Genomic DNA, 26545 nt, shown 5'->3' with positions numbered 1-26545 from the left:
AGCTTACTTCGATGCCCGCAGGATACGCGCCGCATCCAGCGCGAAGTACGTCAGCACGCCGTCCGCGCCGGCGCGCTTGAAAGCGAGCAGCGCTTCCATCATGACCTTGTCGTGATCGATCCAGCCGTTCTGCGCGGCCGCCTTGATCATCGCGTACTCCCCGCTGACCTGGTACGCGTACGTCGGGAAGCGGAACTCGTCTTTCACGCGGCGCACGATGTCGAGATACGGCATGCCCGGCTTGACCATCACCATGTCCGCGCCTTCTTCGATGTCCATGCGCACCTCGCGCATCGCTTCGTCCGAATTGGCGGGGTCCATCTGATACGTCATCTTGTTGCCCTTGCCGAGATTCGCGGCCGAGCCGACGGCGTCGCGGAACGGGCCGTAGAACGCGGACGCATACTTCGCGGCATACGCCATGATGCGCGTGTGAATGTAGCTTTCGCTTTCGAGCATCTCGCGGATCGCGCCGATGCGGCCATCCATCATGTCCGACGGCGCGACGATATCCACACCGGCTTCGGCCTGGGTGCGCGCCTGCTCGACGAGAATCTCGCTCGTTTCGTCGTTCTTCACGTAGCCTTCCTCGTCCAGTACGCCGTCCTGGCCGTGGCTCGTGTACGGATCGAGCGCGACGTCGGTCAGCACGCCGAGCATCGGGAAGTTCTTTTTCAGTTCACGCACGGCGCGCGGGATGAGACCTTCGGGGTTCGTGGCTTCGCGGCCGTCCGGGGTCTTGAGCGACGGCTCGATCGCCGGAAACAGCGACAGCACCGGTACGCCCAGTTCGACGCACTGCTCCGCGACTTTCATCAGCAAGTCGACGGACGTGCGCTCGACGCCGGGCATCGACGGCACGGCTTGCCGCACGTTCGTGCCCTCGACGATGAACACGGGATAAATGAGGTCGTTCGTCGTGAGGAGGTTCTCGCGCATCAGACGGCGCGAGAAGTCGTCGCGGCGCATGCGGCGCGGCCGATGGTGGGGATAGAAGCTCATGTCGTGACTCGAATTTGGAGTGGTCTTCCGGGGACGTCGAAAACGGCGTTGGAAACGCATAAATCCTTGCCGAACAAGCACTTGGCTGCGTCTGAAACCGTTTTGAGACAATGGTATATCATACCGATCGAGCGAGGCGCTTGCCGCCGGACTCCCCGCTTCTCCTCCCTGAGCGGGTGCCTGTCGATGTTCGATTAGGCTGTTAACCCGCCGTCATGCGGCGGGTTTTTTTATGCCGGCGCATGCGCGCGATGGCTCACTCGGCCGCGTCTTCTGACGCGTTCTCGCCGGCTTCCTCAGGCATCAGCCAGCTTTCGATCTGTTCGTGCGCTTCATCGAGGCCCGTGCGCTTGAGGGCGGAGAAGAGCTGGGCGGTGAGCTCGCCGCGATATCCCGCGTCCTTGTACTCCGCGAACGACTTCTTGGTGGCGCGCAGGGCGTTGGTCATCTCCTGTCGCGTCAATTTGTCGCATTTGGTGAGGAGCGCGTGGATCGGCTTTCCGGTCGGCGCGAACCAGTCGATCATGATGCGATCGAGCTCGGTCAGCGGGCGACGCGAATCCATCATCAGGATCATGCCGCGCAATTGCGCGCGGCTTTGCAGATACGTGGAAAGCAGCCGTTGCCAATGCTCCTTCGCGGCGCCCGGCACTTCGGCATAACCGTAGCCGGGAAGATCGACGAGATAGCCAACCGGCGCGGCTTCCGGGCCGACCGAAAAGTAATTGATGTGCTGCGTGCGCCCCGGCGTTTTACTCGCGAATGCGAGCCGTTTCTGATTGCAGAGGATATTGATCGCCGTCGATTTGCCTGCGTTCGAGCGCCCCGCGAACGCGATTTCGGGTTGGGGCGTGGGCGGCAGATCACGCAGGTGATTGACGGTCGTGAAGAAGCGGGATTGATGAAGCAGGAATGACATGGGCGGGCCGAATCGGAAGAGCTGCGGACAGAGCGGTGAATACCAGAAGCCTTGAGAACCCGGCAAATACTGGGCATGCCCCGACTGGCGTCTTTGCGTGTAGCGGGTTATTGTACAATACGACGGATTTTTAAAGATCAGCACGGGCACGCAAGACCCAAGCCGCAGGCGGCACTCACAGCTTTGGATCGGAGTAAGGCGCTCGAGCGCGGGCTTCGATCGACATAGGAGCGAGACAGTTTTCGAGGCGCTTTTTGAGCCTCTTCGTTCAGCGAGTTCGGGTATCTTGCGGCGATGATCGGTCGCCGTCGTTTTTTGCAGAACCTCACATTCTCACAAGACGAAAAACAGGGTACGCGAATGAACCGACTGTACAGGTCTCTGGTAGTGATTCGGGCAGCGGCGGCTTTCGGTGCAGGTTTGAGTGGACTAGCAGTATCGATGTCGGTGAATGCGGCAGAGCCCGCGCAAGCGGCGAAGCCGGATGCGGCGCGAGGGCAGGCCATCGCGACTCAGGTGTGCGCGGCGTGTCACGCGGCTGACGGCAACAGCGCCGGCGCTGCGTTTCCGAGGCTTGCGGGCCAGCACGCGGAGTACATCGTCAAGCAGTTGAAGGATTACAAGACGCAGCCGGGTGCGAAGGCGCCGGCGCGCAACAATCCGATCATGGCGGGCATCGCGGGCGCGCTATCGGATCAGGACATGGTGAATGTCGCGGCGTACTTCGCGTCGCAGAAGGCCAAGCCGAACTATGCGCGCGACAAGAACGACGTCGCGCTGGGTCAGAAGATCTACCGCGGCGGAATCGCGGACAAGGGCGTACCGGCATGCGCGGCGTGCCACGGCGCGACGGGCATGGGCATTCCGGTGCAGTATCCGCGGCTGTCGTGGCAGTGGGGCGATTACACGGTGGCGCAGTTGAACGCCTTCGCATCGGGACAACGCAACAACAGCGAGCCGATGCACCAGATTTCCTCGCGCCTGAACGAAGCGGAGATGAAGGCTGTCGCCGACTACATCGCCGGTTTGCATTAAACGCGCAGCAGTCAGCGTCCAGCGGTTCCGGCGGCAAACGCAGGAGTCGCCCATACTACGAAGCCGGTCCCGGGAAGATCCGAGAAGACCGGCGCAAAAACAAGAAAAGGGTGGGACGTCGGTCGATGAGACCGCCAGCGTCTCCACCCTTTTTTGCTGTCCAGCCGGAGTTTGAATGAGCGTCACCACATCGGGTTTGCAGTCGAAGTCGAGCCGTCGGGCCATCAGGCATTTCGTCGAACTCGTCAGTTCGATGCGCTTCGCCATCGCGTTGCTGGTCATTCTGGCGATCGCGAGCATCATCGGCACGGTGCTCACGCAGGACGACCCGTACCCCAACTACGTCAATCAGTTCGGCCCGTTCTGGGCGGACATCTTTCGCGGACTGAGCATCTACACCGTGTACAGCGCATGGTGGTTCATGCTGATCCTGATCTTCCTCGTGATCTCGGTGTCGCTTTGCGTGATTCGCAACAGCCCGAAGATGATCGCGGACATCAAAAGCTGGAAGGATCGCGTGCACGAAGGCGGCTTGCGCGCGTTCCATCACAAGGGCGAGTTTGCGGTTTCAACGAACCGTGCGCAGACTGCGGCGACGCTAGAACGCCTCGCCGCGAAGATGGGCTATCGCTTCAAGACGCGCGAAACCGACAACGGCGCGACGCTGATCACGGTCAAGCGCGGCGCGATGACGAAGATCGGCTATATCTCGGCGCATCTGGCGATCGTCGTGATCTGCATCGGCGGTTTGCTGGACAGCAATCTGCCCATCAAATTGCAGATGTGGATGTTCAACAAGACGCCGATCAATAGCAACGCGGTCATCAACGATATTCCGCCGGAGCATCGGCTTTCCACATCGAATCCGACGTTCCGCGGCTACGCGTGGGTGCCCGAGGGCCAGTTCGTCGGCACGGCGATCCTGAACCAGCAGGACGGCTCGATCATTCAGGATCTGCCGTTCTCGATCCAGTTGAACAAGTTCATCGTCGATTACTACTCGACCGGCATGCCGAAGCTCTTCGCGAGCGACATCGTCGTGATCGATCACAAGACGGGCAAGCGCATTCCGGCGCGCGTCGAAGTGAACAAGCCCTTCACGTACGACGGCGTTTCGATTTATCAATCGAGCTTCCAGGACGGCGGCTCGAAGCTCGACATGACCGCCTGGCCGATGACCGGCGGCAGCGCGAAGACCGCGCCGTTCAGCGGGACGATCGGCGGCACGGCGCCCATCGGCGCGCAGTTCACGGGTGCGCAGGGCGAAACCGTCGAATTCACGGATTTCCGCGCGATCAACGTCGAGAACATGACCGATGGCAGCGGCGCCCCCGACGCGCGCGGCGTAGGCAAGAAGGAAACGCTGCGCGACGCATTCGACGAGCGCCTCGGCTCCGGCGCGAAAACCTCGAAACCGACCGATCTGCGCAATATCGGCCCGTCGGTGCAATACAAGGTGCGCGGCACGGACGGCCAGGCGCGCGAGTACAGCAACTACATGCTGCCGGTGGATGTGAGCGGTCAGCGCATGTTCCTCGCCGGCATGCGCGTGAGCCCGAACGATCCGTTCCGCTACCTGCGCATTCCCGCCGACGAACAGGGCACGATCAAACAGTGGATGGACTTGCGGGCCGCGCTCGCCACGCCGGCGACGCGCGCCGAAGCCGCGCATCGTTTCGCGATCAGGTCGGTGCCGCAGGAAAACGGCGAATTGCAGAAGCATCTTGAAGAAAGCGCCGTGCGTGTGCTGAATCTCTTCGCGGGCGCGGACGAATCCGGAAAGGCGGCGACGAATCCTCAGATGATCGGCGGGTTCCAGAGTATCGCGATGTTCATCGACAAATCGGTGCCGAAGGGCGAGCAGGAGAAGGCCGCGGGCCTGCTGATGCGCATGCTCGAAGGCGCGATGTGGGACGTATGGCAGATTTCCCGCCAGCAAAACGGCCTGCCCGAAGCTAAAGTGGATGAGAAGAACTCCGCGTTCGTGCAGTCCTCCATCAACGCGCTTTCCGACAGCTTTCTGTACGGTTCGCCGGTCTTTCTGCAACTGGACAACTTCAGACAGGTGCAAGCTTCGGTATTCCAGTTGACGCGCGCGCCGGGTAAAAATCTGGTGTATCTTGGCAGCCTGCTGCTGGTGGTCGGCATTTTCGCGATGTTTTACGTGCGCGAACGCCGCCTCTGGTTCTGGCTCAAAGATACAGGGCAAGGCGGCGCAAGCGTGCTGATGGCGATGTCGACGGCACGCCGCACGCTCGATTTCGAGAAAGAGTTCGTGCGCACGCGTGCGCAGATCGCGGCGGCGCTCGGCGTGAAGCCAGCCGAGCCGGCTGATCCGTCCCCGACATCCGGCGCGCCCCGGCATTCGCAATCCGAGACCTCGAGCTCGGAAGTTTCAACACGGTAAGATCATGGACCTCACACAGACTTCCTCCCACGCCTCCGCCAAGACGGAACGTCCGGCCTCGGGTCTCCCCGATGTCGCCGTGTTCGACGACCGTCCGTTTCTGCGCAGGCTGACGCTGATCGACTGGCTGTTCGCCCTCGCGATGGTCGCCGGCGCGGGATTCGCGCTGAATCGCTATCACGCGTACATGGACGTGTACGACACCGCCGTGCTGGTCGGCGCCGTGCCGACATTCGTCGTGCTCGGCTGGCGCTGGAAATCGGTGCGTTTGCTGATCGCGATGATCGCGGTCCTGTCGCTCTTTTCGATTCAGCTTTATCAGCACGATCTCGCGCGCGCCGATACGAACTTCTTCCTCAAGTACTTCCTGTCGAGTCAGTCCGCAATCTTGTGGATGAGCGCGCTGTTCATCCTCGCGACGCTGTTCTACTGGATCGGCCTCGTGACGCGCTCGCAGACGGGCGGTGCGATCGGCTCGCGCATGACGTGGGTCGCGGTGCTGATGGGCTTCACCGGCATGATGGTGCGCTGGTACGAGTCGTACATGATCGGCGCGGATGTCGGCCATATTCCGATCTCGAATCTGTATGAAGTCTTCGTTCTGTTCTGCCTGATCACGGCGCTGTTTTATCTCTACTACGAACAGCATTATTCGACGCGTCAGATGGGCGCGTTCGTGCTGCTCGTGATCGGCGCGGCGGTCGGCTTCCTGATGTGGTACTCGATCGCGCGCGACGCGCAGCAGATCCAGCCGCTCGTGCCGGCGCTGCAGAGCTGGTGGATGAAGATTCACGTGCCGGCGAACTTCATCGGCTACGGCAGCTTTGCGCTTTCCGCGATGGTTTCGGTCGCGTATCTCGGCAAGCAGCGCGGTTTCATGGCGGACCGTCTGCCGTCGCTCGAAGTCCTCGACGACGTGATGTACAAATCGATCGCTGTCGGCTTCGCGTTCTTCACCATCGCGACGATTCTCGGCGCGCTGTGGGCGGCGGAAGCGTGGGGCGGCTACTGGAGCTGGGACCCGAAGGAAACGTGGGCGCTGATCGTCTGGCTGAACTACGCGGCGTGGCTGCATATGCGCCTGATGAAGGGCCTGCGTGGCGCTGCTGCGGCGTGGTGGGCGCTGACGGGGCTGATCGTCACGACGTTCGCGTTCCTCGGCGTGAACATGTTCCTCTCGGGCCTGCATAGCTACGGCAAGCTCTGATCGGCAGCATCGACTCGAACAAAGACCGCCATGCGTGACGCTGGCGGTTTTTTTTCATTCGGCGATGGAATACCGACATTCAATCCGCTGTTTCCCCCTGTATGGGAACGAAGGAGCAAGGCGTCATGTGGATCAAACGAAATCGCCGTCTCTACGGCGATGACATCGCGGGTCATGAAATTACGCCGCGCGACGTGTTCGAGAATCGTCGGCGCGCGTTGCGCTCGATCGGCGCGTTCGCCGCGACAGGACTCGCCGGCGCGAGCGGTTTTGCTCACGCGACGCTGACATCGCCCGACGCCAAAGGCCAGAAGCTCGCGGCGACGACCAATCCGAAGTTCGTTGCGCTCGACAAGGCGACGCCGTTCAAGGACATCACCTCCTACAACAATTTCTACGAGTTCGGCACCGACAAGGACGATCCCGCCGCGCACGCCGGCTCGCTGCGACCGCGGCCGTGGAAGGTGTCCGTCGAAGGTGCGATCAAGAACCCCAAGGTCTATGACATCGACGACATTCTGAAGCTCGCGCCGCTGGAGGAACGCGTGTACCGGCTGCGCTGCGTCGAAGGCTGGTCGATGGTGATTCCCTGGGTCGGCGTGTCATTGTCCGAGCTCATCAAACGTGCCGAGCCGACGGGCAGCGCGAAGTACGTGCAATTCATCACGCTCGCCGATGCATCGCAGATGCCGGGACTCTCGACGCCGATCCTCGAATGGCCCTATTCCGAAGGCCTGCGCATGGACGAGGCGATGAATCCGCTCACGCTTCTGACCGTCGGTTTGTACGGGCAGGTGCTGCCGAATCAGAACGGCGCGCCGGTGCGCGTCGTCGTGCCGTGGAAGTACGGCTTCAAGAGCGCGAAATCGCTCGTGAAAATCCGCTTCGTCGAGAAGCAGCCGCCGACGAGCTGGAATCTCTACGCGCCGAGCGAGTACGGCTTCTTTTCGAACGTGAATCCGGAAGTCGATCACCCTCGCTGGAGTCAGGCGACCGAGCGGCGTATCGGCGAAGACGGTTTCTTTCAGCCGAAGCGCAAGACGCTCATGTTCAACGGCTACGGCGATCAGGTCGCATCCCTGTATCAGGGCATGGATCTGAAGAAGAACTTCTGAACGATGCCGACCGCTTCGCAAATCAAGGGAACGCGTGCGCGCGCCGGCGTGCAGTCGGGACCGCGCTGGGTCGCGCCGGTGAAAGTGGCTGTGTTCATCGCGATGCTGTTCCCGCTCGCGCGTCTCGTGTTGCTAGGCGCGACGGGCGGTCTGGGCGCTAATCCGATCGAGTTCATCACGCGTTCGACCGGCCTCTGGACCCTCGTCTATCTCTGCATCACGCTCGCGATCACGCCGCTGCGCCGCATGACCGGCCTGACGGCGCTCGCGCGCTTTCGCCGGATGATCGGGCTGTACGCGTTCTTCTTCGCCGTGCTGCACTTCACGACGTACATCTGGTTCGACAAATGGTTCGACCTCGCCGCGATGCTGAAGGACATCGGCAAGCGGCCGTTCATCACGGTGGGTTTCACTGCGTTCGTGCTGCTGATTCCGCTCGCGGTCACGTCACCCAGGGCGATGGTGCGCAAGCTCGGCCGTCGCTGGCAGACGCTGCATCGCGCGATCTATCTGATCGCCGCGCTCGCGATCCTGCATTTCTGGTGGATGAAGGCCGGCAAGCACGACCTCGAATTGCCGAAGATCTACGGCTCGATCGTGGTCGTGCTGCTCGGCTGGCGCGTGATCGCGTGGCTCCGGGCGCGAAACGCACGCGCATGAAAAAAGCGATGCCGAGGCATCGCTGTTTCGTCGAAGCGCGCGGGCTTCAGTCCGGCAGGATCGATTCGCCTGCGAACAACTGCTTCACTTCCTCACGTTCGCGCACGAGACGCGCGCGTTCGCCGTCGACCATGATTTCGGCGGCGCGCGGACGCGTGTTGTAGTTCGAGCTCATCACGAAGCCGTACGCGCCCGCCGAGCAGATCGCGAGCAGATCGCCGGGTGCGATGGCCAGTTCGCGATCGCGCCCGAGCCAGTCGCCGCTCTCGCATACCGGACCGACGACATCGTAGGTATGCGCTTTCGCGTCGCGCTCGACGACCGGCACGATGCGATGAAACGCCTCGTACATGGCGGGGCGCGCGAGGTCGTTCATCGCGGCATCGACGATGGCGAAGTTCTTTTCCTCGCCCGGTTTCAGAAACTCGATGCGCGTCAGCAGCAGACCCGCGTTGCCGACGAGCGAGCGTCCCGGCTCGAAGTACACTTCGCGCTGGCCGTGGCCGCGCTTTTCGACGTGATCGAGCAGCGTCTTCACGAAATCGCCGATATCGGGCGGCGTTTCGTCGTCGTAGGTGATGCCGAGACCGCCGCCGACATCGACGTGACGAATGCTCATGCCGTCCGCTTCGATTTGCTCGACGAGTTCGAGCAGCTTGTCGAGCGCGTCGAGATACGGGCTGATTTCGGTGATCTGCGAGCCGATATGGCAGTCGATCCCGATGACATCGAGATTGCCCATCGCGTGCGCTTGCGCGTAGGTCGCGCGCGCATCGCCGAACGCGACGCCGAACTTGTTCGACTTGAGACCGGTGGAGATATACGGATGCGTCTTCGCATCGACGTCGGGATTCACGCGCAGCGACACGGGCGCGCGCTTGCCGAGCGACTTGGCCACGTCGTTCAATGCGTGCAGTTCGGGAATCGATTCGACGTTGAAGCACTTCACGCCCGCTTCGAGCGCCTCGCGCATTTCCGCCGCCGACTTGCCGACGCCCGAAAACACCGTGTTCTCCGCTTTTCCGCCCGCCGCGAGCACGCGCGCGAGCTCGCCCGACGATACGATGTCGAAGCCCGCGCCCATGCGCGCGAACACGTTGAGCACCGCGAGATTGCTGTTCGCCTTGACCGCGACGTGCACCGTCGCTTTTCGGCCGGCGCAGGCATCGGCGTAGGCGTGATAGGCGCGCGTCAGCGCATCGCGCGAATAGACGTAGAGCGGCGTGCCGAACTGCTCCGCGAGCGACACGGCTGAGACGCCTTCGGCGTGCAGCACGCCGTCGACGTAATGGAATGCGGAATCACTCATGTAGGGTTGAGGCTGGAGAATCAATAGGCGGACGACGCGGCTTTCGGCGCCGATGCAGCGTTGGGGCTGGTCTTCAGGTCGGTCTCGGGCGAAAGCGACAACGGCTGGCCCGAGGTGTCCGGCACGCTGCCCGCGCGCGATGCCGTTTCGCTGCTCGGAGTGACATTCGAAGGCGGCGTATTCTGGAGATCGTCGGGACGTTGCGGCAGTGGCGGCACCTTCGGCAGATAAAGCGGACCGCGTTGACCACAACCGCCGAGCGAGAGCGTTGCCGCGGCGCCGATGCTCAGAGCCGCTACAATCGCGCTCATCTTGAAAACGACTCGCATGACCGTCCCTATACGTTTAATCGATGGAGTTTAGCATGACAGACCAGGAATACCTGACGCTGGCGGAGGCCGCGCTGACGGCCATCGAGCGCTCGGTGGACAACGCCGAAGCGGACATCGAATTCGAGCGCAGCGGCAATGTGCTCACGCTGGAATTCGAGAATCGCACGAAGGTGATCGTCAATCTGCAGCCGCCGAAGCACGAGATCTGGCTCGCGGCGAAGGCGGGCGGATTTCACTACAAGTACGTCGACGGCGCATGGCGCGACACGCGCGACAACAGCGAATTCTTCGCCACGTTGAGCAAGTATTCGAGCGAGCAGGCCGGCGAGCCGATCCGCTTCAAGGCATAAAAAAAGCGAGCGGACCGTGTGGTCCGCTCGCTTTGGAGAGCGCGGGGCGAGGTCAGTGGCCCTTGAACAGATTCATGATGTCCTGCTTCTCCTGCTCGCCGACTTCGGGCGCCGGCGCCGTCACGCCGGATACGCCTTCCTGCGGCGGCGCCTGACTCACGCCGATCGTCGCGACGAAGCCGTGGCCCGGGGTCATGTCGTCGTAGTACAACTCGTTGCCGAGCGACGTGATGTCCGGCGGCATCATCGGCTTGTACTCGGGCACGCCCTTCAGCGCGCGGCTCATGTAATCCATCCACACCGGCAGCGCCAGACCGCCGCCCGTTTCCTTGTCGCCGAGGCTGCGCGGACTGTCGTAGCCGATCCACGCGATCGCCACCAGCGTGCGCTGATAGCCGGCGAACCATGCATCGCGCGAATCGTTCGTCGTGCCCGTCTTGCCGGCGAGGTCGCCGCGCTTCAACTGATTCGTCTTCGCGCCCGTGCCGTGCTGCGCGACGCTCTGCAGCAGGCTGTTCATCACGAACGCGTTGCGCGGCGTGATCGCGAGCGGCGCGCTTTGCTGCGCGACGAGCGGCTGCGGATGCGACACGACGCGGCCGTAAGGATCGGTGATATCGGCGATCAGATACGGATTCACGCGATAGCCGCCGTTCGCGAACACCGCGTAGCCCGCGGCCATCTGCAGCGGCGTCACGAGACCAGCGCCGAGCGCCATCGGCAGATAGGCGGGATGACGGTCCGCATCGAAGCCGAAGCGCGTGATGTAGCCCTGCGCGTACTTCGTGCCGATATGACTCAGGATGCGGATCGACACCATGTTCTTCGAGCGCTGCAGCGCTGAGCGCATGGTCATCGGGCCGTCGAAGCCGCCGCCGTAATTCTTCGGCTCCCACGCCTGGCCGCCGGTCTCGGCGGCGCTGAAGAAGAGCGGGCCGTCGTTGATGATCGTCGCGGGGGAAAGACCTTTTTCGAGCGATGCCGAGTAGATGAACGGCTTGAAGCTCGAACCCGGTTGACGCCATGCCTGCGTGACGTGATTGAACTTGTTCTTGTTGAAGTCGAAGCCGCCGACGAGCGCACGGATCGCGCCGTCCTGCGGCACCATCGACACGAGCGCGCCTTCGACTTGCGGCAGTTGCGTGATGATCCAGCTGCCGTCTTCGTCCTTCGTGAGCCGCACGATCGCGCCGGGGCGAATGCGCGCGTTCGGCTGCGCCTTCGAACTGAGCGCGAACTGCACGAAGCGCAGATCGCTGCCGCTGATGGTCGCCGTGTTGCCGTCGATGAAGCTCGCCTTGACTTCCTTCGGATTCGCCGACGTCACGACCGCCGCGACGATCTCGCCGTTGTCGGGATGCTCGGCGAGCGCGTCGTCGATGGCCTGCTCGCGGTCATCGTCATTCGCCGGCAGGTCGATATAACCTTCCGGCCCGCGATAGCCGTGGCGATGCTCATAGTCCATCAAGCCCTTGCGCACCGCGCGATAGGCGGCGTCCTGATCGGCGGAATCGATCGTCGTCACGACGTTCAGGCCGCGCGTATACGCTTCCTCGCGGTATTGCGCGTACATCATCTGACGCACCATTTCCGCCACGTACTCGGCGTGCACGCTGAACTCGCGACCCTGTCCCTTCACGACGAGCGGCTGCTTCAAGGCCTGCTCGTAGTCGGCCTGCGTGATGAAATTCAGCTCGCGCATGCGTTGCAGGATGTACTCCTGCCGCACCTTCGCGCGCTTCGGATTGACGACCGGGTTATATGCCGACGGCGCCTTGGGCAGACCCGCGAGCATCGCGGCTTCGGCGAGCGATACGTCCTTCAGATCCTTGCCGAAGTAGACCCGCGCGGCGCTCGCGAAACCATATGCGCGCTGGCCGAGATAGATCTGATTCATGTAGACCTCAAGAATCTGATCCTTGGTCAACGCGCGCTCGATCTTGTACGCGAGCAGCATCTCGTAGATCTTGCGCGTGTAGGTCTTCTCGCTCGACAGGAAGAAGTTGCGCGCGACCTGCATCGTGATCGTGCTCGCGCCTTGCGACGCGTGGCCGTTGGTCAGCGCGACCGAGCCCGCGCGCAGAATGCCGGTGAGATCGACGCCGCCGTGATCGTAGAAGCGCGCGTCCTCGATCGCGAGCACGGCTTTTTTCAGATGATCGGGCACGTCCTGAATGCGCACGACGCTGCGGCGCTCTTCGCCGAATTCGCCGATCAGAACGTGATCCGCCGTATAGATGCGCAGCGGCACTTTCGGCTTGTAGTCCGTGAGCGCCTCGAGCGAAGGCAGATTCGGCATCGCGACGACGAGCGCGTAGCCGAGCACCAGGCCTGCGCAGACGACGAGCGCAAACAGGCTGACGAATAATCCGAGCATGAGCCTCGCCCACCATGGGCGCTTGGCTTTTTTCGGCCTCTCGGGCGGCGTGGACGGCGGGTTGGACGGGGAAGAGGATTGCATAGCACCACCAAAAACAGTCACGCGATTATAGCTGCCCCGATTTAGGACTTTTCCTGACGCTAAAAGCGCACCCGCCTGTCGAGTGTGCTTTCGCATACGTCTGCCGCTGTCTTCAAGATACGCGCGATCGTGTGCGGAAGCATCTTTCTGTCGCGAGCGTTGGCCATTTGGCCGAGTGTTCGCCGCACCCTCGGCTCGCGACAATCTTTCCAACGTCAAGCGCCCGAACGGTTCGGCGCGCGAGCGAATGGAAGGAGTGGGTCATGAGCAGGGAAAACACGTTGCGCGGCACGATGCTGACGGTCACGCGGCGCTATGCGGCGGGCATCGACGTAGGCGAGGATGCGGTGCGGCTCGCGGTCGTGAGCAGACGATTGCGTGCGAATGCGGCGGTGTGCGTCGAACATCTGGAGTCGGCGGCGTTGCCGTCGGGTGCGGTGATCGATGGCGATTTCGTCGATCGCGCGCCGATCGTCGCCGCGTTGCGCGAGGTGTTCGGGCGTCTGCCGGAAAGCGGCGCGTGGCGGGCGCTGCGCTGTGCAATGGGCCTGCCCGCTTCGGCGACGCTCACGACGCAGATTCCGCTCGCACGGCTGATCGACACCCATGGGCCGCTCGCGGCCGCGAGCGGCGGCGATCCGCGCGGCATGCTCGAACCGGCGGTGCTCGCCGAAGCCGAGCGGGTGGCGGGCATCGAACGCGGCGCGCTGGCGGTCGACTGGTCCGTGCAGGCGCGGGAAGACGGTGAGGCGCTGGTTGCGATCGCGGCAACGGCGCGGCGGCACGTCGAGGCGCGCGTGGAAACGGCGGCGGAGGCGGGCGTCGCGCTATCCGCCATCGACGGTGAGCCGGCCGCCGCGTTGCGCGCGATGCGCCGTACCGGTTCCGCCGAGTTGGGTCCAGACGCGCGCTATCTCGTCTGCTGGCTGGAAAGCACCGCCCTGCACGGCTGGCTCGTTGGCGCGCGCGGCGTCGAAAACGAGGTTCGATATCCCGCGCCGGAGCATCGGAGCATCGCCGACGCATTGCACGAGCTCGCAGGCCAGGACGCGCCGCCCGATTGCATCTACGTGGGCGGGCAGATCGAGCTGATGGCGCACGCGAGCCTTCCGCTTCCCGTGCTGGGCAAGACCTTCGGCTGCCCGGCGCTGCCCTTCGAGGCCGCGCCGTATTGCAACGGAGCGGCCGAGATCCAGGCGGCGCACAAGCATTCACCGCGCTTCGCTGTCGCATTTGGGCTGGCCCTGCGCGAGGTGATGCAATGAATGCCGCCATGCTCGATGGATTCAACCTGCTTCCTTATCGCGCGCGAAAACGACGTGAGTTACGGCGCCAGCGGCTCGCGCTGATCGGCGCGGTGAGTCTGGCAGGCTGCGCGGCCGTCGCCGCCGTGGCCGGCTGGGATTCGTTCGAGCGCGCTCGTCTGGATGAGCGGCGCATGGCGCTCGAAGTGTCGCTGCATGCTTCCAGCGCGCAGATCGATGAACACGCGCGGCTCTTGCGCGCCGAAAGAGATCGGCGGCGCGCGCGTGAGGCCGCGCAGCCACTGGCGTTGCCGCGCGACCGCTTCCTGGCGCTGCTCGAAGCGCTTGCCGATGCGCCCGCCCAGCGCGGCGTCGCGCTTGCCCGCGTCTCGCAGCGCACGAACGAGGTCGAGCTTGCCGCGCTCGCGCCCGATTCGCAGGCGGCCGCGCAATGGCTCAAGCGACTGGAGCGTCTGCGTGGCGTGCAGGCGGTGGAAGTGATCGAAATGAAACGACGTGCCGATGCCGCGCCGTCGGCGAAGCGCGGCCCATCGGCGCCGGTCGCAGGGCGTTCCGCACATTTCGAGTTCGTCGCGCTCGTGCGTTACGCGGCGGATCATTCATACGATGAAGCGGCGTCGCGGCAGCCGCACCCGGTCTCGACGACAGCACAGGGGCAACGCCGATGAGCACGATTCCGATGAATATCGCCGTGAAGACGCGCACGCGCGGTGCGCGGTCCGTCTTTCGCCCGCTCGACGAATGGTCGTGGCGCCGGACGGCCGGTGTCGCGCTTGCGTTGGGGTTGCTCGTCTTCGGCTTCGGCGTGCGAGCGTGGCGGATGTCGGACGCGAGCCAGCTCGAAACGAGCCGCGTGGCGTGGACGGCTACACAAGCGAAAGCGCGGGACGCAACGCGCATCGCCAGCGAATTGCCTGGTCTGCGAGCGCGAGCGTCGTCGGGACGTCTGGACCCGGAGCGCTGGAGCGCTGCCGATGCGTTGCGCGCCGTCGCGGATCTGGCCGCGCAGAGCGGTTTGCGGGTCGCGGGAATCGAGCCTGTCGGCGTTAAGGGCGGTGAGCCGATCCCGGAGCGCGCGCTCAAGGTGCGCGCCGACGGCGCGTTCGCCGAGATGCGACGCTTTCTCGACGCGCTCGCCGGTCTGCCGCGGCTCGTCGTGCCCGAAAACGTGCAGATCAAACGACAGGCGGGCGTGCTCGCCATCGAAGCGACCTTGCGCATCTTCGAAACGTTGCCGGCGGTTTCACCCTCGGCGCCGCTGCGCGCGAACGCGTTCGTCGTCGATCCGTTCGGCAGCGCGGAGGCCGCCGCGCAGGGCGGTGACATGCTGCTCGTGGGCACCTTCGTCGGACGCCGTCGCGCGATGGCGCTTCTGCAGAACGGCCCCGACATCGATGGTTTCGCGCCGGGGCAGACGGTCGGCGACGAACGGATCGGGCGCATCGTGCCGCGCGCAATCGAACTCGCTCGCAAAGACGGCGTTTCGCACACAGTGACATTAGCGGAGGATCGCAAGTGAGCGGGTTCTTGACGTTTTCACGCAAATTCGCGGGAATGGGCGCGGCGCTGTTGTTGTCCGCGCACGCGGTTTTGGCCGCCGACAGCGCCGATACGATCATCGCGCCGCTTCCGCCGCTGCCCGAGTCGTTCGACGCAGAGCCTGTCGATCAGCCCGCGCCCGAAGTGCCCGTCGTCAAGAGCGCGGACGCGGCTCCGCTCGCAAAGCCCGCGGCGGACACGGCGGACGCGCTGGAAGGGCCGCCGGTGCCTCTGCCGCAACCCGAACGGCTGAGCGGGGCATCGCAGACCAGCGACGACGGCAAGCCGATCACGCTCGATCTGAAGAACGCAGACCTCGGCGCCGCGCTGCATGCCTTCGCGCGGTTCACGGGGCTGAACATCGTCGCGAGCGAAAAGGTGCGCGGACAGGTGTCGATGAACCTCGCCGCCGTGCCGTGGCGGCGCGCGTTCGACACGTTCCTCGAAGTCCACGGTCTCGCGATGGAACAGCACGGCAATGTGATCTGGGTCGCGCCGCTGACCGAACTCGCCGCGCGCGAGAAGCTGCGCTACGAAGCCCACGCGCGCGCCGCGGACCTCGAGCCGCTCGCGAGCCGCACGTTCGTGCTGCGCTATGCGCGCGCGGAAGATCTCCGCAAGATGCTGTCCGGCTCGGGCAATCAGCGCGTGCTGTCGAAACGCGGTTCCGCCATCTCCGATGCGCGCACGAACCTGCTCTTCATCACCGATCTCGACGCCCGCGTTCAGCAGATCGCGGAACTCATCGCGCTGATCGACAAGCCGACGCCGCAAGTGATGATCGAGGCGAAGATCGTCGAGGGCGAGGCGGGACTGTCGCGCAATCTTGGCGTCAAGCTGAGCGTGGCGTCGCAGAACGATCCGTCGACCGGGTTCACGGGCGGAAAGGACGGCGTGGTATACGATCTGTCGGCGGGGCCGATCAACGGATTCGACGCGGCGACCGCCGGGCTCACGCTATTCGTCGCGCAGGCGACGCGTCTGCTCAATGTGGAATTGAGCGCGCTGGAGGCCGAGGGGCGCGGACAAATCGTCTCGCGGCCGCGCGTCGTGACGGCGGACCGGGTGAAGTCCGTCGTCGAGCAGGGCATGGAAGTGCCTTATCAGGCGAAGGTCGGCAACGGAATGTCGGGCGTGCAGTTTCGGCGCGCAACGCTCAAACTGGAGGTCGAGCCGCAAATCACGCCGCATGGCCACGTCATTCTCGATCTCGACATCACGAAAGACAGTCTCGGCGAGCAGACGGCGAACGGGCCGGCCATCCATACCAAGCATGTTCAGACGCGCGTGGAAGTGGAAAATGGCGGCACCGTGGCGATCGGCGGCATTTATTCCGATGACGAGCGGGAAGACACGACCGGCGTGCCGGGATTGTCGAAACTGCCGCTGATCGGCTGGCTGTTTCGTCACGACGCGCGGCGCAGCTCGAAGAGCGAGCTTGTCATTTTGATTACGCCGCACGTGATCGCGTCGAGCGGGTAAGCCCGCCACGAGGGCTGCGCGACTCGACAAAGCGGGCGGTTTGCCCTTAAGCTGCCGCACGAACAAATTGCATCGAACTGGAAGGAAACCGAGTTGCAGGAAGGGCACGCGAACGCGAACATTTTTTTCGTCGGACTCATGGGGGCAGGTAAAACCACCGTGGGCCGTGCGGTTGCGCGCCGTCTGCAGCGCTCGTTCATCGATTCGGATCATGAGATCGAGGCGCGCACGGGCGCTCGCATCCCCGTGATCTGGGAACTCGAGGGCGAAGCCGGTTTTCGCCAGCGCGAGGCAAACGTGATCGACGAGCTGTCGCAGCGAAGCGGCATCGTGCTCGCGACCGGCGGCGGCGCAGTGCTGCGCTCCGAGAACCGGGAACATCTGAAGAATCGCGGCATCGTCATCTATCTGCGCGCCAATCCGCACGATCTCTGGCAGCGCACGCGGCGAGACAAGAATCGTCCGCTGCTGCAGACCGAGGATCCGCGCGGCAAGCTCGAAGCACTCTTTCAGGCGCGCGATCCGCTGTATCACGAATGCGCGCATTTCGTCGTGGAAACGGGGCGGCCGACCGTGAACGCGCTCGTCAATATGGTCCTGATGCAACTGGAGGTCGCCGGCGTCGTCAAGCCGGCGTAAGTCAAATGTCCGCCATGATTACCGTCAACGTCGAACTGGGCGAGCGCGCCTATCCCATTCATATCGGTGCGGGCCTGATCGGCCGCACGGAACTCTTCGCGCCGCATATCAAGGGCGCGTCCGTGGCGATCGTCACGAACTCGACCGTCGATCCGCTTTACGGCGACGCGTTGCGCGCGGCGCTCGAACCGCTCGGCAAGAAGGTGACGACCGTCGTCCTGCCGGATGGCGAGGCGCACAAGAACTGGGAAACGCTCAATACGATCTTCGATGCGCTCCTCACCGAACGCGCCGATCGCAAGACGACGCTGATCGCGCTCGGCGGCGGCGTCGTCGGCGACATGACGGGCTTCGCTGCCGCGTGCTACATGCGCGGCGTGCCGTTCATCCAGGTTCCGACCACGCTGCTTTCGCAAGTCGATTCATCGGTCGGCGGCAAGACGGGCATCAATCATCCGCTCGGCAAGAACATGATCGGTGCGTTCTATCAGCCGCAGGCGGTGATCGCGGACATCGGCGCACTGCACTCGCTGCCGGAGCGCGAACTGGCGGCGGGCATCGCGGAAGTCATCAAGACGGCCGCCATCAAGGATGCCGGGTTCTTCGACTGGATCGAAACCAATATCGACGCGCTGAATCGCCGCGACGACGGCGCGCTCGCGCACGCGGTAAAGCGATCGTGCGAGATCAAGGCGTCGGTGGTGGCGTCGGATGAGCGCGAAGGCGGCCAGCGCGCGATTCTCAATTTCGGCCACACCTTCGGCCATGCGATCGAAGCCGGACTCGGTTACGGCGAATGGCTGCACGGCGAGGCCGTCGGTTGCGGCATGGTGATGGCGGCGGATCTGTCCGTGCGCCTCGGCAAGCTCGACGAAGCCGCGCGTCAGCGCCTCGTGCGCGTGATCGAGGCGGCGAAGCTGCCGGTCACGGCGCCGAAGCTCGGCGACGACCGCTATGTCGATCTGATGAAGGTCGACAAAAAGGCCGAAGCCGGCGAGATCAAGTTCATTCTGCTAACCCGCTTCGGCGCGACCGAAATCACGAGCGCGCCCGATCAGGCCGTGCGCGCGACGCTCGCAGCCAGCGTCTGATCCGCGCGAGCGGCGGCTAGAACCACGACGAAGCGGAGCAGCCGGTGAGCGAAAAAGACCAGCAACTTCCGGCGGCCACGCCGTCGACGCTCGCGCTCGAAGCGCATCTCGCGCCGTATGCCGCGCACGCGTCGCAATCGCGCGGACGGCGCTTCGCCGAAACGCCGCCGGCGGCGCGCACCGAGTTTCAGCGCGACCGTGACCGCATCGTGCATTCGACTGCTTTTCGCCGGCTCGAATACAAGACGCAGGTCTTCGTCAATCACGAAGGCGATCTGTTCCGCACGCGCCTCACGCATAGCCTCGAAGTCGCGCAGATCGCGCGTTCCGTCGCGCGCAATCTGCGGCTGAACGAGGATCTCGTCGAGGCCATTTCGCTCGCGCACGATCTCGGTCACACGCCGTTCGGCCACGCCGGACAGGACGCGCTGCACGAATGCATGCGCGATCACGGCGGCTTCGAGCACAATCTGCAAAGCCTCGCGGTGGTCGATCAACTGGAAGAGCACTACGGCGCATTCAACGGCCTGAATCTGTGCTTCGAGACGCGCGAGGGCATTCTCAAGCATTGCTCGCGTGAGAATGCGCGCAAGCTCGGCGATCTCGGCGAGCGCTTTCTCACGGGCAAGCAGCCGTCGCTCGAAGCGCAGATCGCGAATGTCGCCGACGAAATCGCGTACAACAATCACGACGTGGACGACGGATTGCGCTCAGGGCTCATCACGCTCGAACAGCTTTCCGAAGTGAGCCTCTGGCACACGCATTTCGATGCGGCGCGCGCCGACTATCCGGACATCGAAGGGCGCCGGCTGATCCACGAAACCATCCGTCGCATCATCAATACGTTGATCGTCGATCTGATCGAGACGACGAGCCGCAATCTCGAACGCATCGCGCCGCAATCGCTGGACGATGTGCGCAATGCACCGCCGCTCGTCGCGCATAGCGACGAAGTCGCGGCCCAGGCGGCGCAGCTCAAGCGTTTCCTGTTCAAGAACCTGTACCGGCACTATCGCGTGATGCGTATGGCCAACAAGGCGAAGCGCGTCGTGACGGGCCTTTTCGAAGCCTTCACCGACGATCCTCGTCTCTTGCCGCCCGCCTATCAGGCGCGCGGGCCGGTGACGGAGGAATCGGCGAACGACGCGCCGTCATCGAGCCACGACAGTTCGCAGGCGCGGCTGATCGCGCATTACATCGCGGGCATGACCGATCGTTACGCTTTGAAGGAGTATCAACGCCTGTTTGTCATCGACAACAACTAATATCGCGCGTTTCCAAGCGCGAAATTCTCAGAAGGAGACTCATCGATGAGCTGCAAGCCCTTGTTCCGCACGATCTCGGCCGCGGCCGTTCTGGCCTTCGGCGCCAGCACCGCCGCGCAAGCCGCAACGGAAATCCAGTTCTGGCATGCGATGGAAGCCGCGCTCGGCGAGCGCGTGAACGACATCGCCAACGATTTCAACAAGTCACAGAGCGATTACAAGATCGTCCCCGTGTTCAAGGGCACGTACGACCAGGCGCTCGCGGCGGGCATCGCGGCGTATCGCAGCGGCAATGCACCCGCGATCCTGCAGGTCTACGAAGTCGGCACCGCAACGATGATGCAGGCGAAGAAGGCAGTCATCCCGGTCTACGACGTGTTCAAGCAGGCCAGCGTGCCGTTCGATGAAAAGGCCTTCGTGCCGACGATCGCGGGCTACTACAGCGACGCGAAGACCGGCCATCTGATCTCGATGCCGTTCAATAGCTCGACGCCCGTTCTCTATTACAACAAGGACGCGTTCAAGAAGGCCGGCCTCGATCCGAATCAGCCGCCGAAGACCTGGGCCGATGTCGAAGCCGACGCGAAGAAGCTGAAGGCCGCGGGTTACTCGTGCGGCTACTCGTCCGGCTGGCAGAGCTGGATCCAGCTCGAAAACTACAGCGCGTGGCACGCCGCGCCGTTCGCGACGAAGAACAACGGCTTCGACGGCCTCGACGCCAAGCTCGAATTCAACAAGCCGCTTCAGGTCGCGCACATTCAGTTCCTGCAGAACATGGCGAAGGAAGGCACCTTCACGTATGTGGGCCGCAAGGACGAGCCGGTGTCGAAGTTCTATAGCGGCGACTGCGGAATCATCACGAACTCGTCGGGCTCGCGCGCGACCATCGCGAAATTCGCCAAGTTCGATTACGGCGTCGGCATGATGCCGTACGACGCGAGCGTGAAGGGCGCGCCGCAGAACGCGATCATCGGCGGCGCGAGTCTGTGGGTGTTGTCGGGCAAGGACCCGGCCGTCTACAAAGGCGTCGCGAAGTTCCTCGCGTATCTGTCGACGCCGGAAGTCGCGGCGAAGTGGCATCAGGACACGGGCTATCTGCCCGTCACGCAAGCCGCGTATGAGCTCACGCAAAAGCAGGGCTTCTACGACAAGAATCCCGGCGCCGATATTGCGATCAAGCAGATGCTGAACAAGCCGCCGCTGCCCTACACGAAGGGCCTGCGTCTCGGCAACATGCCGCAGATCCGCACGATCGTCGACGAAGAGCTCGAGCAGGTCTGGGCCGACAAGAAGACGCCGCAACAGGCGCTCGATGCGTCGGTGCAACGCGGCGACGAGCTGCTGCGCCGCTTCGAGAAAGCCGGCAACTAAGCTCACGCGCCCGCGTGTAAGAGCGCGGGCGCATCGGGAAATCAAAGCATGGAAAAACGCTCTCGTTTCGATACGAGCGTCCTGCCGTATCTGCTCGTCGCGCCGCAACTCGCGATCACCGCGCTGTTCTTCCTGTGGCCTGCCGGCGAAGCGCTCTGGCAGGCCACGCAAAGTCAGGATGCGTTCGGCACGTCGAGCGAGTTCGTCGGGCTGGCGAACTTCCGGCAGTTGTTCGCGGACCCGCTCTATCTCTCGTCGTTCAACACGACGATGATTTTCTGCGCGCTCGTCACGGTGTCGGGCCTCGTGATCTCGCTGCTGCTCGCCGCATGCGCCGATCGCGTGACGCGCGGCGCGAAGGCGTATCAAACGCTGCTCATCTGGCCGTATGCGGTCGCGCCCGCCATCGCCGCCGTGCTGTGGTCGTTTCTGTTCAATCCGAGCATCGGGCTCGTGACCTACGCGCTCGGCAAGCAGGGCATCGTCTGGAATCACGCGCTCAATGGCACGCAGGCGATGTTCCTCGTCGTGCTCGCGTCGGTGTGGAAGCAGGTCAGCTACAACTTCCTGTTCTTCTACGCGGGACTTCAGGCGATCCCGCAATCGCTGATCGAAGCCGCCGCCATCGACGGCGCCGGGCCCGTGCGACGCTTCTTCGGGATCGCGCTGCCGCTCTTGTCGCCGACGTCGTTCTTCCTGCTGGTCGTGAATCTGGTCTACGCGTTCTTCGATACCTTCCCGGTCATCGATGCCGCCACCGGCGGCGGTCCCGCGCAGTCGACCAAGACGCTCATCTACAAGATCTTCGCGGAAGGCTTCCAGGGACTCGACATCGGCAGCTCCGGCGCGCAGTCGGTCGTGCTGATGGTGATCGTCGTCGTGTTGACGGTGATCCAGTTCCGCTTCGTCGAACGCAGGGTGCAATATTCATGATCGAGAACCGTCGCGGCTTCGATATCTTCTGTCACGCGGTGCTGCTGCTCGGTGTCGCGCTGATCGTGTTTCCGGTGTACGTCGCGTTCTGCGCGGCCACGATGAACGCGAAGGAAGTGTTCAGCGTGCCGCTCTCGCTCGTGCCGAGCACGCATCTCTTCGAGAACATCGCGTATATCTGGACGCACGGCAGCGGCAACGCGGCGGCGCCTTTCGGCCGCATGCTGGCGAACAGCCTCGCGATGGCGCTCGTGATCTCGATCGGCAAGATCGCCGTGTCGATCGTCTCCGCGTATGCGATCGTGTTCTTCCGCTTTCCGATGAAGAACCTCGCGTTCTGGCTCATCTTCATCACGCTGATGCTGCCGGTCGAAGTGCGCATCTTTCCGACGGTGCAGGTCGTGTCGTCGATGCATTTGTCGAATACGTATGCGGGATTGACGCTGCCGCTGATCGCCTCCGCAACGGCGACCTTCCTCTTCCGTCAGTTCTTCATGACGCTGCCCGATGAACTGATGGAAGCCGCGCGCATCGACGGCGCAGGGCCGCTGCGCTTCTTCTGGGACGTCGTGCTGCCGCTTTCGAAGACCAACATCGCGGCGCTCTTCGTCATCACGTTCATCTACGGCTGGAACCAGTATCTCTGGCCGATTCTCATCACCAACGAAGTGTCGCTGCAGACGGCGGTCGTCGGCATCAAGAGCATGATCGCGTCGGGCGATACCGCGACCGAATGGCATTACGTGATGGCGGCGACGCTGCTCGCGATGCTGCCGCCGCTCGCGGTCGTCCTGACCATGCAACGCTGGTTCGTGCGCGGACTCGTGGACTCAGAGAAATAACGGAGAAGGCTGATCGATGGCCGCATTGAATCTCAAAAGCGTCAAGAAAACGTACGACGGCTCGAACTACGTGCTGCATGGCATCGATGTGGCGATCGAGGACGGCGAGTTCGTCGTGATGGTCGGTCCGTCCGGCTGCGGGAAGTCGACGCTGCTGCGCATGGTCGCGGGTCTCGAAAGCGTGTCGGAAGGCGCGATCGAAATCGGTGGCAAGGTGGTGAACAAGCTGGAGCCGAAAGATCGCGATATCGCGATGGTCTTTCAGAACTACGCACTTTATCCGCACATGAGCGTCGCGCAGAATATGGCGTACGCGCTGAAGATCGGCGGCGCGGACAAGAAGACCATCGACTCGCGCGTCGCCAATGCCGCGCGTATCCTCGAACTCGAACATCTGCTTGCGCGCAAGCCGCGCGAACTGTCGGGCGGTCAGAGGCAGCGCGTCGCGATGGGCCGCGCGATCGTGCGCGAACCGGCCGTGTTCTTGTTCGACGAACCTTTGTCGAATCTGGATGCGAAGCTGCGCGTGCAGATGCGGCTCGAAATCCAGCGGCTGCATGCGCGTCTCGCAACCACGAGTCTCTACGTGACACACGATCAGATCGAAGCGATGACGCTCGCGCAGCGCGTCATCGTCATGAACAAAGGCCACGCCGAACAGATCGGCGCGCCGACCGAAGTGTACGAACGTCCGGCGACCGTTTTCGTTGCAAGCTTCATCGGCTCGCCGGCGATGAATCTGCTCGAAGGCCGCCTGTCCGACGACGGATCGAGCTTCGAGGTCGCGGGCGGGGGGCCGAAGCTGCCGGTCGCGGGCGCGAGCGGCGTGACGGGCGCAATGCACGGGCGGGAGTGGATCGTCGGCATCCGTCCGGAACACATGACGCCCGGCGGCGAGAACGCGCCGGGCGCGACGCTCGACGTCGATTCCGCTGAACTGCTCGGCGCGGACAATCTCGCGCATGGCAAGTGGGGCAAGCACGATGTGGCGGCGCGCTTGCCGCACGAGCATCGTCCGCAGCGCGGCGAACGGCTCAGCGTGTCGGTGCCCGCGCGGCATCTGCATTTCTTCGATCCGGCAACGGGGCTGCGCGCCAACTGAATGGAGCATACGCGATGAGAATCTGGCCTTATCCCGCGATCGTCGCGCATCGCGGCGGCGGCAAGCTCGCGCCGGAGAATACGCTCGAGGCGATCGACGTCGGCGCGCGCTTCGGCCACAAGATGATCGAATTCGACGCGAAGCTCTCCGCCGACGATATCGTCTTCCTGCTGCACGACGATGCGGTAGATCGTACGTCGAACGGGCGCGGTGCGGCGAAAGCGATGACCTATGCGCAGTTGCGCGCGCTCGACGCGGGCGCGTGGTTCAGCGCCGAGTTCGTCAACGCGCGCATGCCGACGCTCGTGCAGGTCCACGAGCGATGCATGAAGCACGGGTTGGCGGCGAATGTCGAGATCAAGCCGAGTCAGGGCCGCGACGTGGAAACCGGCGTGCTCGTCGCGCGTGAGGCGGCGCGCTTGTGGGCGGATGCTGAAGTCGCGCCCCTACTGTCATCGTTTTCATACGCGGCGCTGGAGGCGGCGCGCGATGTCGCGCCCAACCTTCCGCGGGGCATGCTGTACGAGCGCGTGCCCGCGGACTGGCGCGCGCAGACTTCGGCGCTCTCGTGTGTATCGTTGCACGCGAACCATCGGACGCTCGACGAAACGCTCGTCGCGCAGATCAAGGATGCGGGTTTGCGCATCCTCGCCTACACGGTGAACGACCCGGCGCGCGCGCTTCTGCTCGCGCAATGGGGCGTCGATGCGATCTGCACGGATCGCATCGACATCATCGGCGCGGATTTTCTGGAAGCGCCGTCCGGCTGAAACGTCAGCGAACGCGAGCGAGCAGGACGCCCGCGACCAGCGCCAGCCCACCGACGAGCGCAATCGTCTGCCAGGGCTTTTCGTGGAGGTAGGCGTCGGCGTCTTCGAATGCGGCGCCGGCGCGCTCGCGTAGCGCAGCGTGGGTGTCGTTCAGACGTGCGCGGGCGCTGTCGATGCGATCGCTGATTTGCGCGCGAAGCGCAGCCGCGTCGGCCGATGTGCCTTCGGATAGCGTGCTTTCGAGTTCGCTCAGAAGCGTGCGGAGTTCGGAGCCGATATCCTCGGCTGCTTCACGGCCATGCCGTGCCATGCGGCGTGCACGGCGGCTCGTCGTGGTCCATGAATCTCCGATGGCGTCTCGCGTATTAGGCAGTGCGTTCATAGATCGCTCCGTCGATGGATGAGTCGTGGATAGCCCGCGTGAATCGGCGGGAAAACCCATCATGCAGCAAATTCAATGCCGGTGCCCCGACCTTGCGCATAGTTTCGGTAAGCGCGACCGCGAATGATTTTTCGCAGCGCGTCGACGCGTAAGAACTGCAAGCAATTCCTTCTTTCGAAGGTCACATTTACAAGCGCGATGAAAAGATAACGCCGGCATGTATGAATCATGCCGGCGTTATCTTTCTTTTTTGCAATGACGCTTTTATCGTCGTTGGATGTCTGTGAGCAGTTTGATTTTAGAAACGATAGCCTACTCGCAAATATGTGACGATCGGGTTGAGCGTGATTTTTGCCTGCGACTGGACATTGAGTGTGCCGACAGGCGTTTGAGCCTGTGTGCTCAGTTTCGCGGTGGCCTTCAAAGGAATGAAGGACACGGAAAATCCGGCGAACCAGTGTTCTGTGAAATTGTACGTCGCGCCGACATTAAACACGGGCGCCCACGAACTATCCGTGTCGACGGTGGTCGGACCATGCAAGACCGAGCCTTCGAATTGCTCATTGGTGATCTTCGCGTCGGTGAACCACGTGCGCGTCACGCCGATGCCCACGAAAGGACGGAACTTCGCCGTGGGCGCGTTGAAGAAGTATTTGAAGAGCAGCGTCGGGCTCCACTGCTTCGCGCTGCCGACCTTGCCGTACTGGGAGAAGGTACCGGTGCCTTCGAGGTCGAACGTGGGGGGAATACCCATTTCGAGTTCGGCGGCAATGTGGTCGGTGGCGAAGTAGCCTACGGTGAAGCCGGCGGTATCAGCGCTCGAGATGCCTGCGCCCGAACCGGGAACATCGATATTGACCGGAGATCCGCCTACACTTGTTTCTTTGAGCGGACCACTGCTGTCTTGCGGGGCGAAGTGAAACCAGCCGGCTGTTGCATAGAAGGACCCGGCAGATTGCGCATGTGCCGCAGTGGACACACACGCTAATGCCGCGATCCCCGTGATGACTTGTTTTATTTTCAATTTGTGCTCCTCCGAAAAAGCACGCTCATTATGAACACAACAT

At 63.3% G+C, this 26545-nt stretch carries 25 protein-coding genes; 18 read left to right on the top strand and 7 right to left on the bottom strand.

Annotation, left to right across the window (positions count from 1 at the left end; all coding sequences use genetic code 11):
- Window positions 1-3 precede the first annotated feature (3 nt).
- Together hemB and yihA are read right to left on the bottom strand one after the other, a co-directional pair.
- On the bottom strand, window positions 4-1002 hold the full coding sequence (gene hemB, locus U4Y90_RS28850; protein WP_321799781.1) for a porphobilinogen synthase: 999 nt from the start codon (window positions 1000-1002) through the stop codon (window positions 4-6).
- A 256-nt stretch (window positions 1003-1258) separates the two neighbouring features.
- On the bottom strand, window positions 1259-1921 hold the full coding sequence (yihA, locus tag U4Y90_RS28845) for a ribosome biogenesis GTP-binding protein YihA/YsxC (protein WP_321799822.1): 663 nt from the start codon (window positions 1919-1921) through the stop codon (window positions 1259-1261).
- 360 nt (window positions 1922-2281) lie between these two features.
- On the opposite strand from yihA, the gene U4Y90_RS28840 reads away from it, so the two are divergent.
- From U4Y90_RS28840 to msrQ, 5 genes are all read left to right on the top strand, one after another.
- On the top strand, window positions 2282-2956 hold the full coding sequence (locus U4Y90_RS28840) for a c-type cytochrome (protein ID WP_321799779.1): 675 nt from the start codon (window positions 2282-2284) through the stop codon (window positions 2954-2956).
- Between the two features lie 175 nt (window positions 2957-3131).
- Window positions 3132-5363, top strand: a complete 2232-nt coding sequence (locus U4Y90_RS28835) for a cytochrome c biogenesis protein ResB (RefSeq protein WP_321799777.1) — start codon at window positions 3132-3134, stop codon at window positions 5361-5363.
- A gap of 4 nt (window positions 5364-5367) precedes the next feature.
- Entirely contained in the window at window positions 5368-6570 is a 1203-nt protein-coding gene (gene ccsB / locus U4Y90_RS28830) for a c-type cytochrome biogenesis protein CcsB (protein ID WP_321799775.1), read from the top strand.
- Between the two features lie 125 nt (window positions 6571-6695).
- Complete coding sequence (msrP, locus tag U4Y90_RS28825) at window positions 6696-7685, top strand: protein-methionine-sulfoxide reductase catalytic subunit MsrP (protein ID WP_321799773.1); 990 nt, start codon at window positions 6696-6698, stop codon at window positions 7683-7685.
- A gap of 3 nt (window positions 7686-7688) precedes the next feature.
- A complete protein-coding gene (gene msrQ / locus U4Y90_RS28820; protein ID WP_321799771.1) occupies window positions 7689-8345 on the top strand; it encodes a protein-methionine-sulfoxide reductase heme-binding subunit MsrQ in 657 nt (218 codons plus the stop codon).
- A gap of 46 nt (window positions 8346-8391) precedes the next feature.
- Here the strand turns inward: msrQ and lysA are convergent, their stop codons facing one another.
- Both lysA and lptM read right to left on the bottom strand, forming a co-directional pair.
- The gene (lysA, locus tag U4Y90_RS28815; protein WP_321799769.1) at window positions 8392-9654 is read right to left on the bottom strand and encodes a diaminopimelate decarboxylase; all 1263 of its coding nucleotides are present in this window, start codon (window positions 9652-9654) and stop codon (window positions 8392-8394) included.
- A 20-nt stretch (window positions 9655-9674) separates the two neighbouring features.
- The gene (gene lptM / locus U4Y90_RS28810) at window positions 9675-9983 is read right to left on the bottom strand and encodes an LPS translocon maturation chaperone LptM (RefSeq protein WP_321799767.1); all 309 of its coding nucleotides are present in this window, start codon (window positions 9981-9983) and stop codon (window positions 9675-9677) included.
- Between the two features lie 35 nt (window positions 9984-10018).
- On the opposite strand from lptM, the gene cyaY reads away from it, so the two are divergent.
- Window positions 10019-10336, top strand: coding sequence for an iron donor protein CyaY (cyaY, locus tag U4Y90_RS28805; RefSeq protein ID WP_008344070.1), 318 nt, complete (start codon window positions 10019-10021; stop codon window positions 10334-10336).
- Between the two features lie 52 nt (window positions 10337-10388).
- Here the strand turns inward: cyaY and U4Y90_RS28800 are convergent, their stop codons facing one another.
- The gene (locus tag U4Y90_RS28800; RefSeq protein WP_321799764.1) at window positions 10389-12797 is read right to left on the bottom strand and encodes a penicillin-binding protein 1A; all 2409 of its coding nucleotides are present in this window, start codon (window positions 12795-12797) and stop codon (window positions 10389-10391) included.
- A gap of 263 nt (window positions 12798-13060) precedes the next feature.
- Here U4Y90_RS28800 and pilM point away from each other — a divergent pair, with 263 nt between their 5' ends.
- From pilM to ugpQ, 12 genes are all read left to right on the top strand, one after another.
- Window positions 13061-14062, top strand: coding sequence for a type IV pilus biogenesis protein PilM (gene pilM, locus U4Y90_RS28795; RefSeq protein WP_321799762.1), 1002 nt, complete (start codon window positions 13061-13063; stop codon window positions 14060-14062).
- Entirely contained in the window at window positions 14059-14730 is a 672-nt protein-coding gene (locus U4Y90_RS28790) for a fimbrial assembly family protein (RefSeq protein WP_321799760.1), read from the top strand. Before pilM ends, U4Y90_RS28790 begins: the two co-directional genes overlap by 4 nt.
- Window positions 14727-15581 carry a type 4a pilus biogenesis protein PilO gene (gene pilO / locus U4Y90_RS28785; protein ID WP_321799758.1) on the top strand — a complete coding sequence of 285 codons (855 nt, stop codon included), beginning with the start codon at window positions 14727-14729 and terminating at the stop codon, window positions 15579-15581. The genes U4Y90_RS28790 and pilO overlap by 4 nt, the downstream gene beginning before the upstream one ends.
- Before the next feature lie 35 nt (window positions 15582-15616).
- A complete protein-coding gene (locus U4Y90_RS28780) occupies window positions 15617-17083 on the top strand; it encodes a type IV pilus secretin PilQ (RefSeq protein WP_321799820.1) in 1467 nt (488 codons plus the stop codon).
- A 138-nt stretch (window positions 17084-17221) separates the two neighbouring features.
- Window positions 17222-17722: a shikimate kinase gene (locus tag U4Y90_RS28775; protein WP_415749423.1), complete on the top strand. Its 501-nt coding sequence runs from the start codon at window positions 17222-17224 to the stop codon at window positions 17720-17722.
- Window positions 17723-17736: 14 nt separating this feature from the next.
- The gene (aroB, locus tag U4Y90_RS28770; RefSeq protein WP_321799818.1) at window positions 17737-18813 is read left to right on the top strand and encodes a 3-dehydroquinate synthase; all 1077 of its coding nucleotides are present in this window, start codon (window positions 17737-17739) and stop codon (window positions 18811-18813) included.
- A 44-nt stretch (window positions 18814-18857) separates the two neighbouring features.
- Window positions 18858-20078 (top strand): deoxyguanosinetriphosphate triphosphohydrolase, encoded by a 1221-nt coding sequence (locus U4Y90_RS28765; RefSeq protein WP_321799754.1) that lies wholly within the window; start codon window positions 18858-18860, stop codon window positions 20076-20078.
- A gap of 45 nt (window positions 20079-20123) precedes the next feature.
- Window positions 20124-21449 (top strand): sn-glycerol-3-phosphate ABC transporter substrate-binding protein UgpB, encoded by a 1326-nt coding sequence (gene ugpB, locus U4Y90_RS28760; RefSeq protein WP_321799752.1) that lies wholly within the window; start codon window positions 20124-20126, stop codon window positions 21447-21449.
- Window positions 21450-21497: 48 nt separating this feature from the next.
- Window positions 21498-22382 carry a sn-glycerol-3-phosphate ABC transporter permease UgpA gene (ugpA, locus tag U4Y90_RS28755; protein ID WP_321799750.1) on the top strand — a complete coding sequence of 295 codons (885 nt, stop codon included), beginning with the start codon at window positions 21498-21500 and terminating at the stop codon, window positions 22380-22382.
- On the top strand, window positions 22379-23224 hold the full coding sequence (gene ugpE / locus U4Y90_RS28750; protein WP_321799748.1) for a sn-glycerol-3-phosphate ABC transporter permease UgpE: 846 nt from the start codon (window positions 22379-22381) through the stop codon (window positions 23222-23224). Before ugpA ends, ugpE begins: the two co-directional genes overlap by 4 nt.
- A gap of 16 nt (window positions 23225-23240) precedes the next feature.
- Complete coding sequence (locus U4Y90_RS28745) at window positions 23241-24326, top strand: sn-glycerol-3-phosphate import ATP-binding protein UgpC (protein WP_321799747.1); 1086 nt, start codon at window positions 23241-23243, stop codon at window positions 24324-24326.
- 14 nt (window positions 24327-24340) lie between these two features.
- Complete coding sequence (gene ugpQ / locus U4Y90_RS28740; protein ID WP_321799745.1) at window positions 24341-25096, top strand: glycerophosphodiester phosphodiesterase; 756 nt, start codon at window positions 24341-24343, stop codon at window positions 25094-25096.
- A gap of 4 nt (window positions 25097-25100) precedes the next feature.
- Here the strand turns inward: ugpQ and U4Y90_RS28735 are convergent, their stop codons facing one another.
- Entirely contained in the window at window positions 25101-25478 is a 378-nt protein-coding gene (locus tag U4Y90_RS28735) for a DUF883 family protein (RefSeq protein ID WP_321799743.1), read from the bottom strand.
- Between the two features lie 298 nt (window positions 25479-25776).
- Window positions 25777-26502, bottom strand: coding sequence for an OmpW/AlkL family protein (locus tag U4Y90_RS28730; RefSeq protein WP_321799815.1), 726 nt, complete (start codon window positions 26500-26502; stop codon window positions 25777-25779).
- Window positions 26503-26545: the final 43 nt, after the last annotated feature.

It is taken from the genome of Caballeronia sp. J97, from assembly GCF_905220305.1.
GTDB lineage: Bacteria > Pseudomonadota > Gammaproteobacteria > Burkholderiales > Burkholderiaceae > Caballeronia.
This window is presented reverse-complemented; position numbering and strand designations above follow the sequence as displayed.

Bases quoted from the DNA above. Each gene is read 5' to 3' on its own strand.
- hemB (WP_321799781.1), bottom strand. From the start codon at position 1,002: ATGAGCTTCTATCCCCACCATCGGCCGCGCCGCATGCGCCGCGACGAC.
- yihA (WP_321799822.1), bottom strand. From the start codon at position 1,921: ATGTCATTCCTGCTTCATCAATCCCGCTTCTTCACGACCGTCAATCAC.
- U4Y90_RS28840 (WP_321799779.1), top strand. From the start codon at position 2,282: ATGAACCGACTGTACAGGTCTCTGGTAGTGATTCGGGCAGCGGCGGCT.
- U4Y90_RS28835 (WP_321799777.1), top strand. From the start codon at position 3,132: ATGAGCGTCACCACATCGGGTTTGCAGTCGAAGTCGAGCCGTCGGGCC.
- ccsB (WP_321799775.1), top strand. From the start codon at position 5,368: ATGGACCTCACACAGACTTCCTCCCACGCCTCCGCCAAGACGGAACGT.
- msrP (WP_321799773.1), top strand. From the start codon at position 6,696: ATGTGGATCAAACGAAATCGCCGTCTCTACGGCGATGACATCGCGGGT.
- msrQ (WP_321799771.1), top strand. From the start codon at position 7,689: ATGCCGACCGCTTCGCAAATCAAGGGAACGCGTGCGCGCGCCGGCGTG.
- lysA (WP_321799769.1), bottom strand. From the start codon at position 9,654: ATGAGTGATTCCGCATTCCATTACGTCGACGGCGTGCTGCACGCCGAA.
- lptM (WP_321799767.1), bottom strand. From the start codon at position 9,983: ATGCGAGTCGTTTTCAAGATGAGCGCGATTGTAGCGGCTCTGAGCATC.
- cyaY (WP_008344070.1), top strand. From the start codon at position 10,019: ATGACAGACCAGGAATACCTGACGCTGGCGGAGGCCGCGCTGACGGCC.
- U4Y90_RS28800 (WP_321799764.1), bottom strand. From the start codon at position 12,797: ATGCAATCCTCTTCCCCGTCCAACCCGCCGTCCACGCCGCCCGAGAGG.
- pilM (WP_321799762.1), top strand. From the start codon at position 13,061: ATGAGCAGGGAAAACACGTTGCGCGGCACGATGCTGACGGTCACGCGG.
- U4Y90_RS28790 (WP_321799760.1), top strand. From the start codon at position 14,059: ATGAATGCCGCCATGCTCGATGGATTCAACCTGCTTCCTTATCGCGCG.
- pilO (WP_321799758.1), top strand. From the start codon at position 14,727: ATGAGCACGATTCCGATGAATATCGCCGTGAAGACGCGCACGCGCGGT.
- U4Y90_RS28780 (WP_321799820.1), top strand. From the start codon at position 15,617: ATGGGCGCGGCGCTGTTGTTGTCCGCGCACGCGGTTTTGGCCGCCGAC.
- U4Y90_RS28775 (WP_415749423.1), top strand. From the start codon at position 17,222: ATGGGGGCAGGTAAAACCACCGTGGGCCGTGCGGTTGCGCGCCGTCTG.
- aroB (WP_321799818.1), top strand. From the start codon at position 17,737: ATGATTACCGTCAACGTCGAACTGGGCGAGCGCGCCTATCCCATTCAT.
- ugpB (WP_321799752.1), top strand. From the start codon at position 20,124: ATGAGCTGCAAGCCCTTGTTCCGCACGATCTCGGCCGCGGCCGTTCTG.
- ugpA (WP_321799750.1), top strand. From the start codon at position 21,498: ATGGAAAAACGCTCTCGTTTCGATACGAGCGTCCTGCCGTATCTGCTC.
- ugpE (WP_321799748.1), top strand. From the start codon at position 22,379: ATGATCGAGAACCGTCGCGGCTTCGATATCTTCTGTCACGCGGTGCTG.
- U4Y90_RS28745 (WP_321799747.1), top strand. From the start codon at position 23,241: ATGGCCGCATTGAATCTCAAAAGCGTCAAGAAAACGTACGACGGCTCG.
- ugpQ (WP_321799745.1), top strand. From the start codon at position 24,341: ATGAGAATCTGGCCTTATCCCGCGATCGTCGCGCATCGCGGCGGCGGC.
- U4Y90_RS28735 (WP_321799743.1), bottom strand. From the start codon at position 25,478: ATGAACGCACTGCCTAATACGCGAGACGCCATCGGAGATTCATGGACC.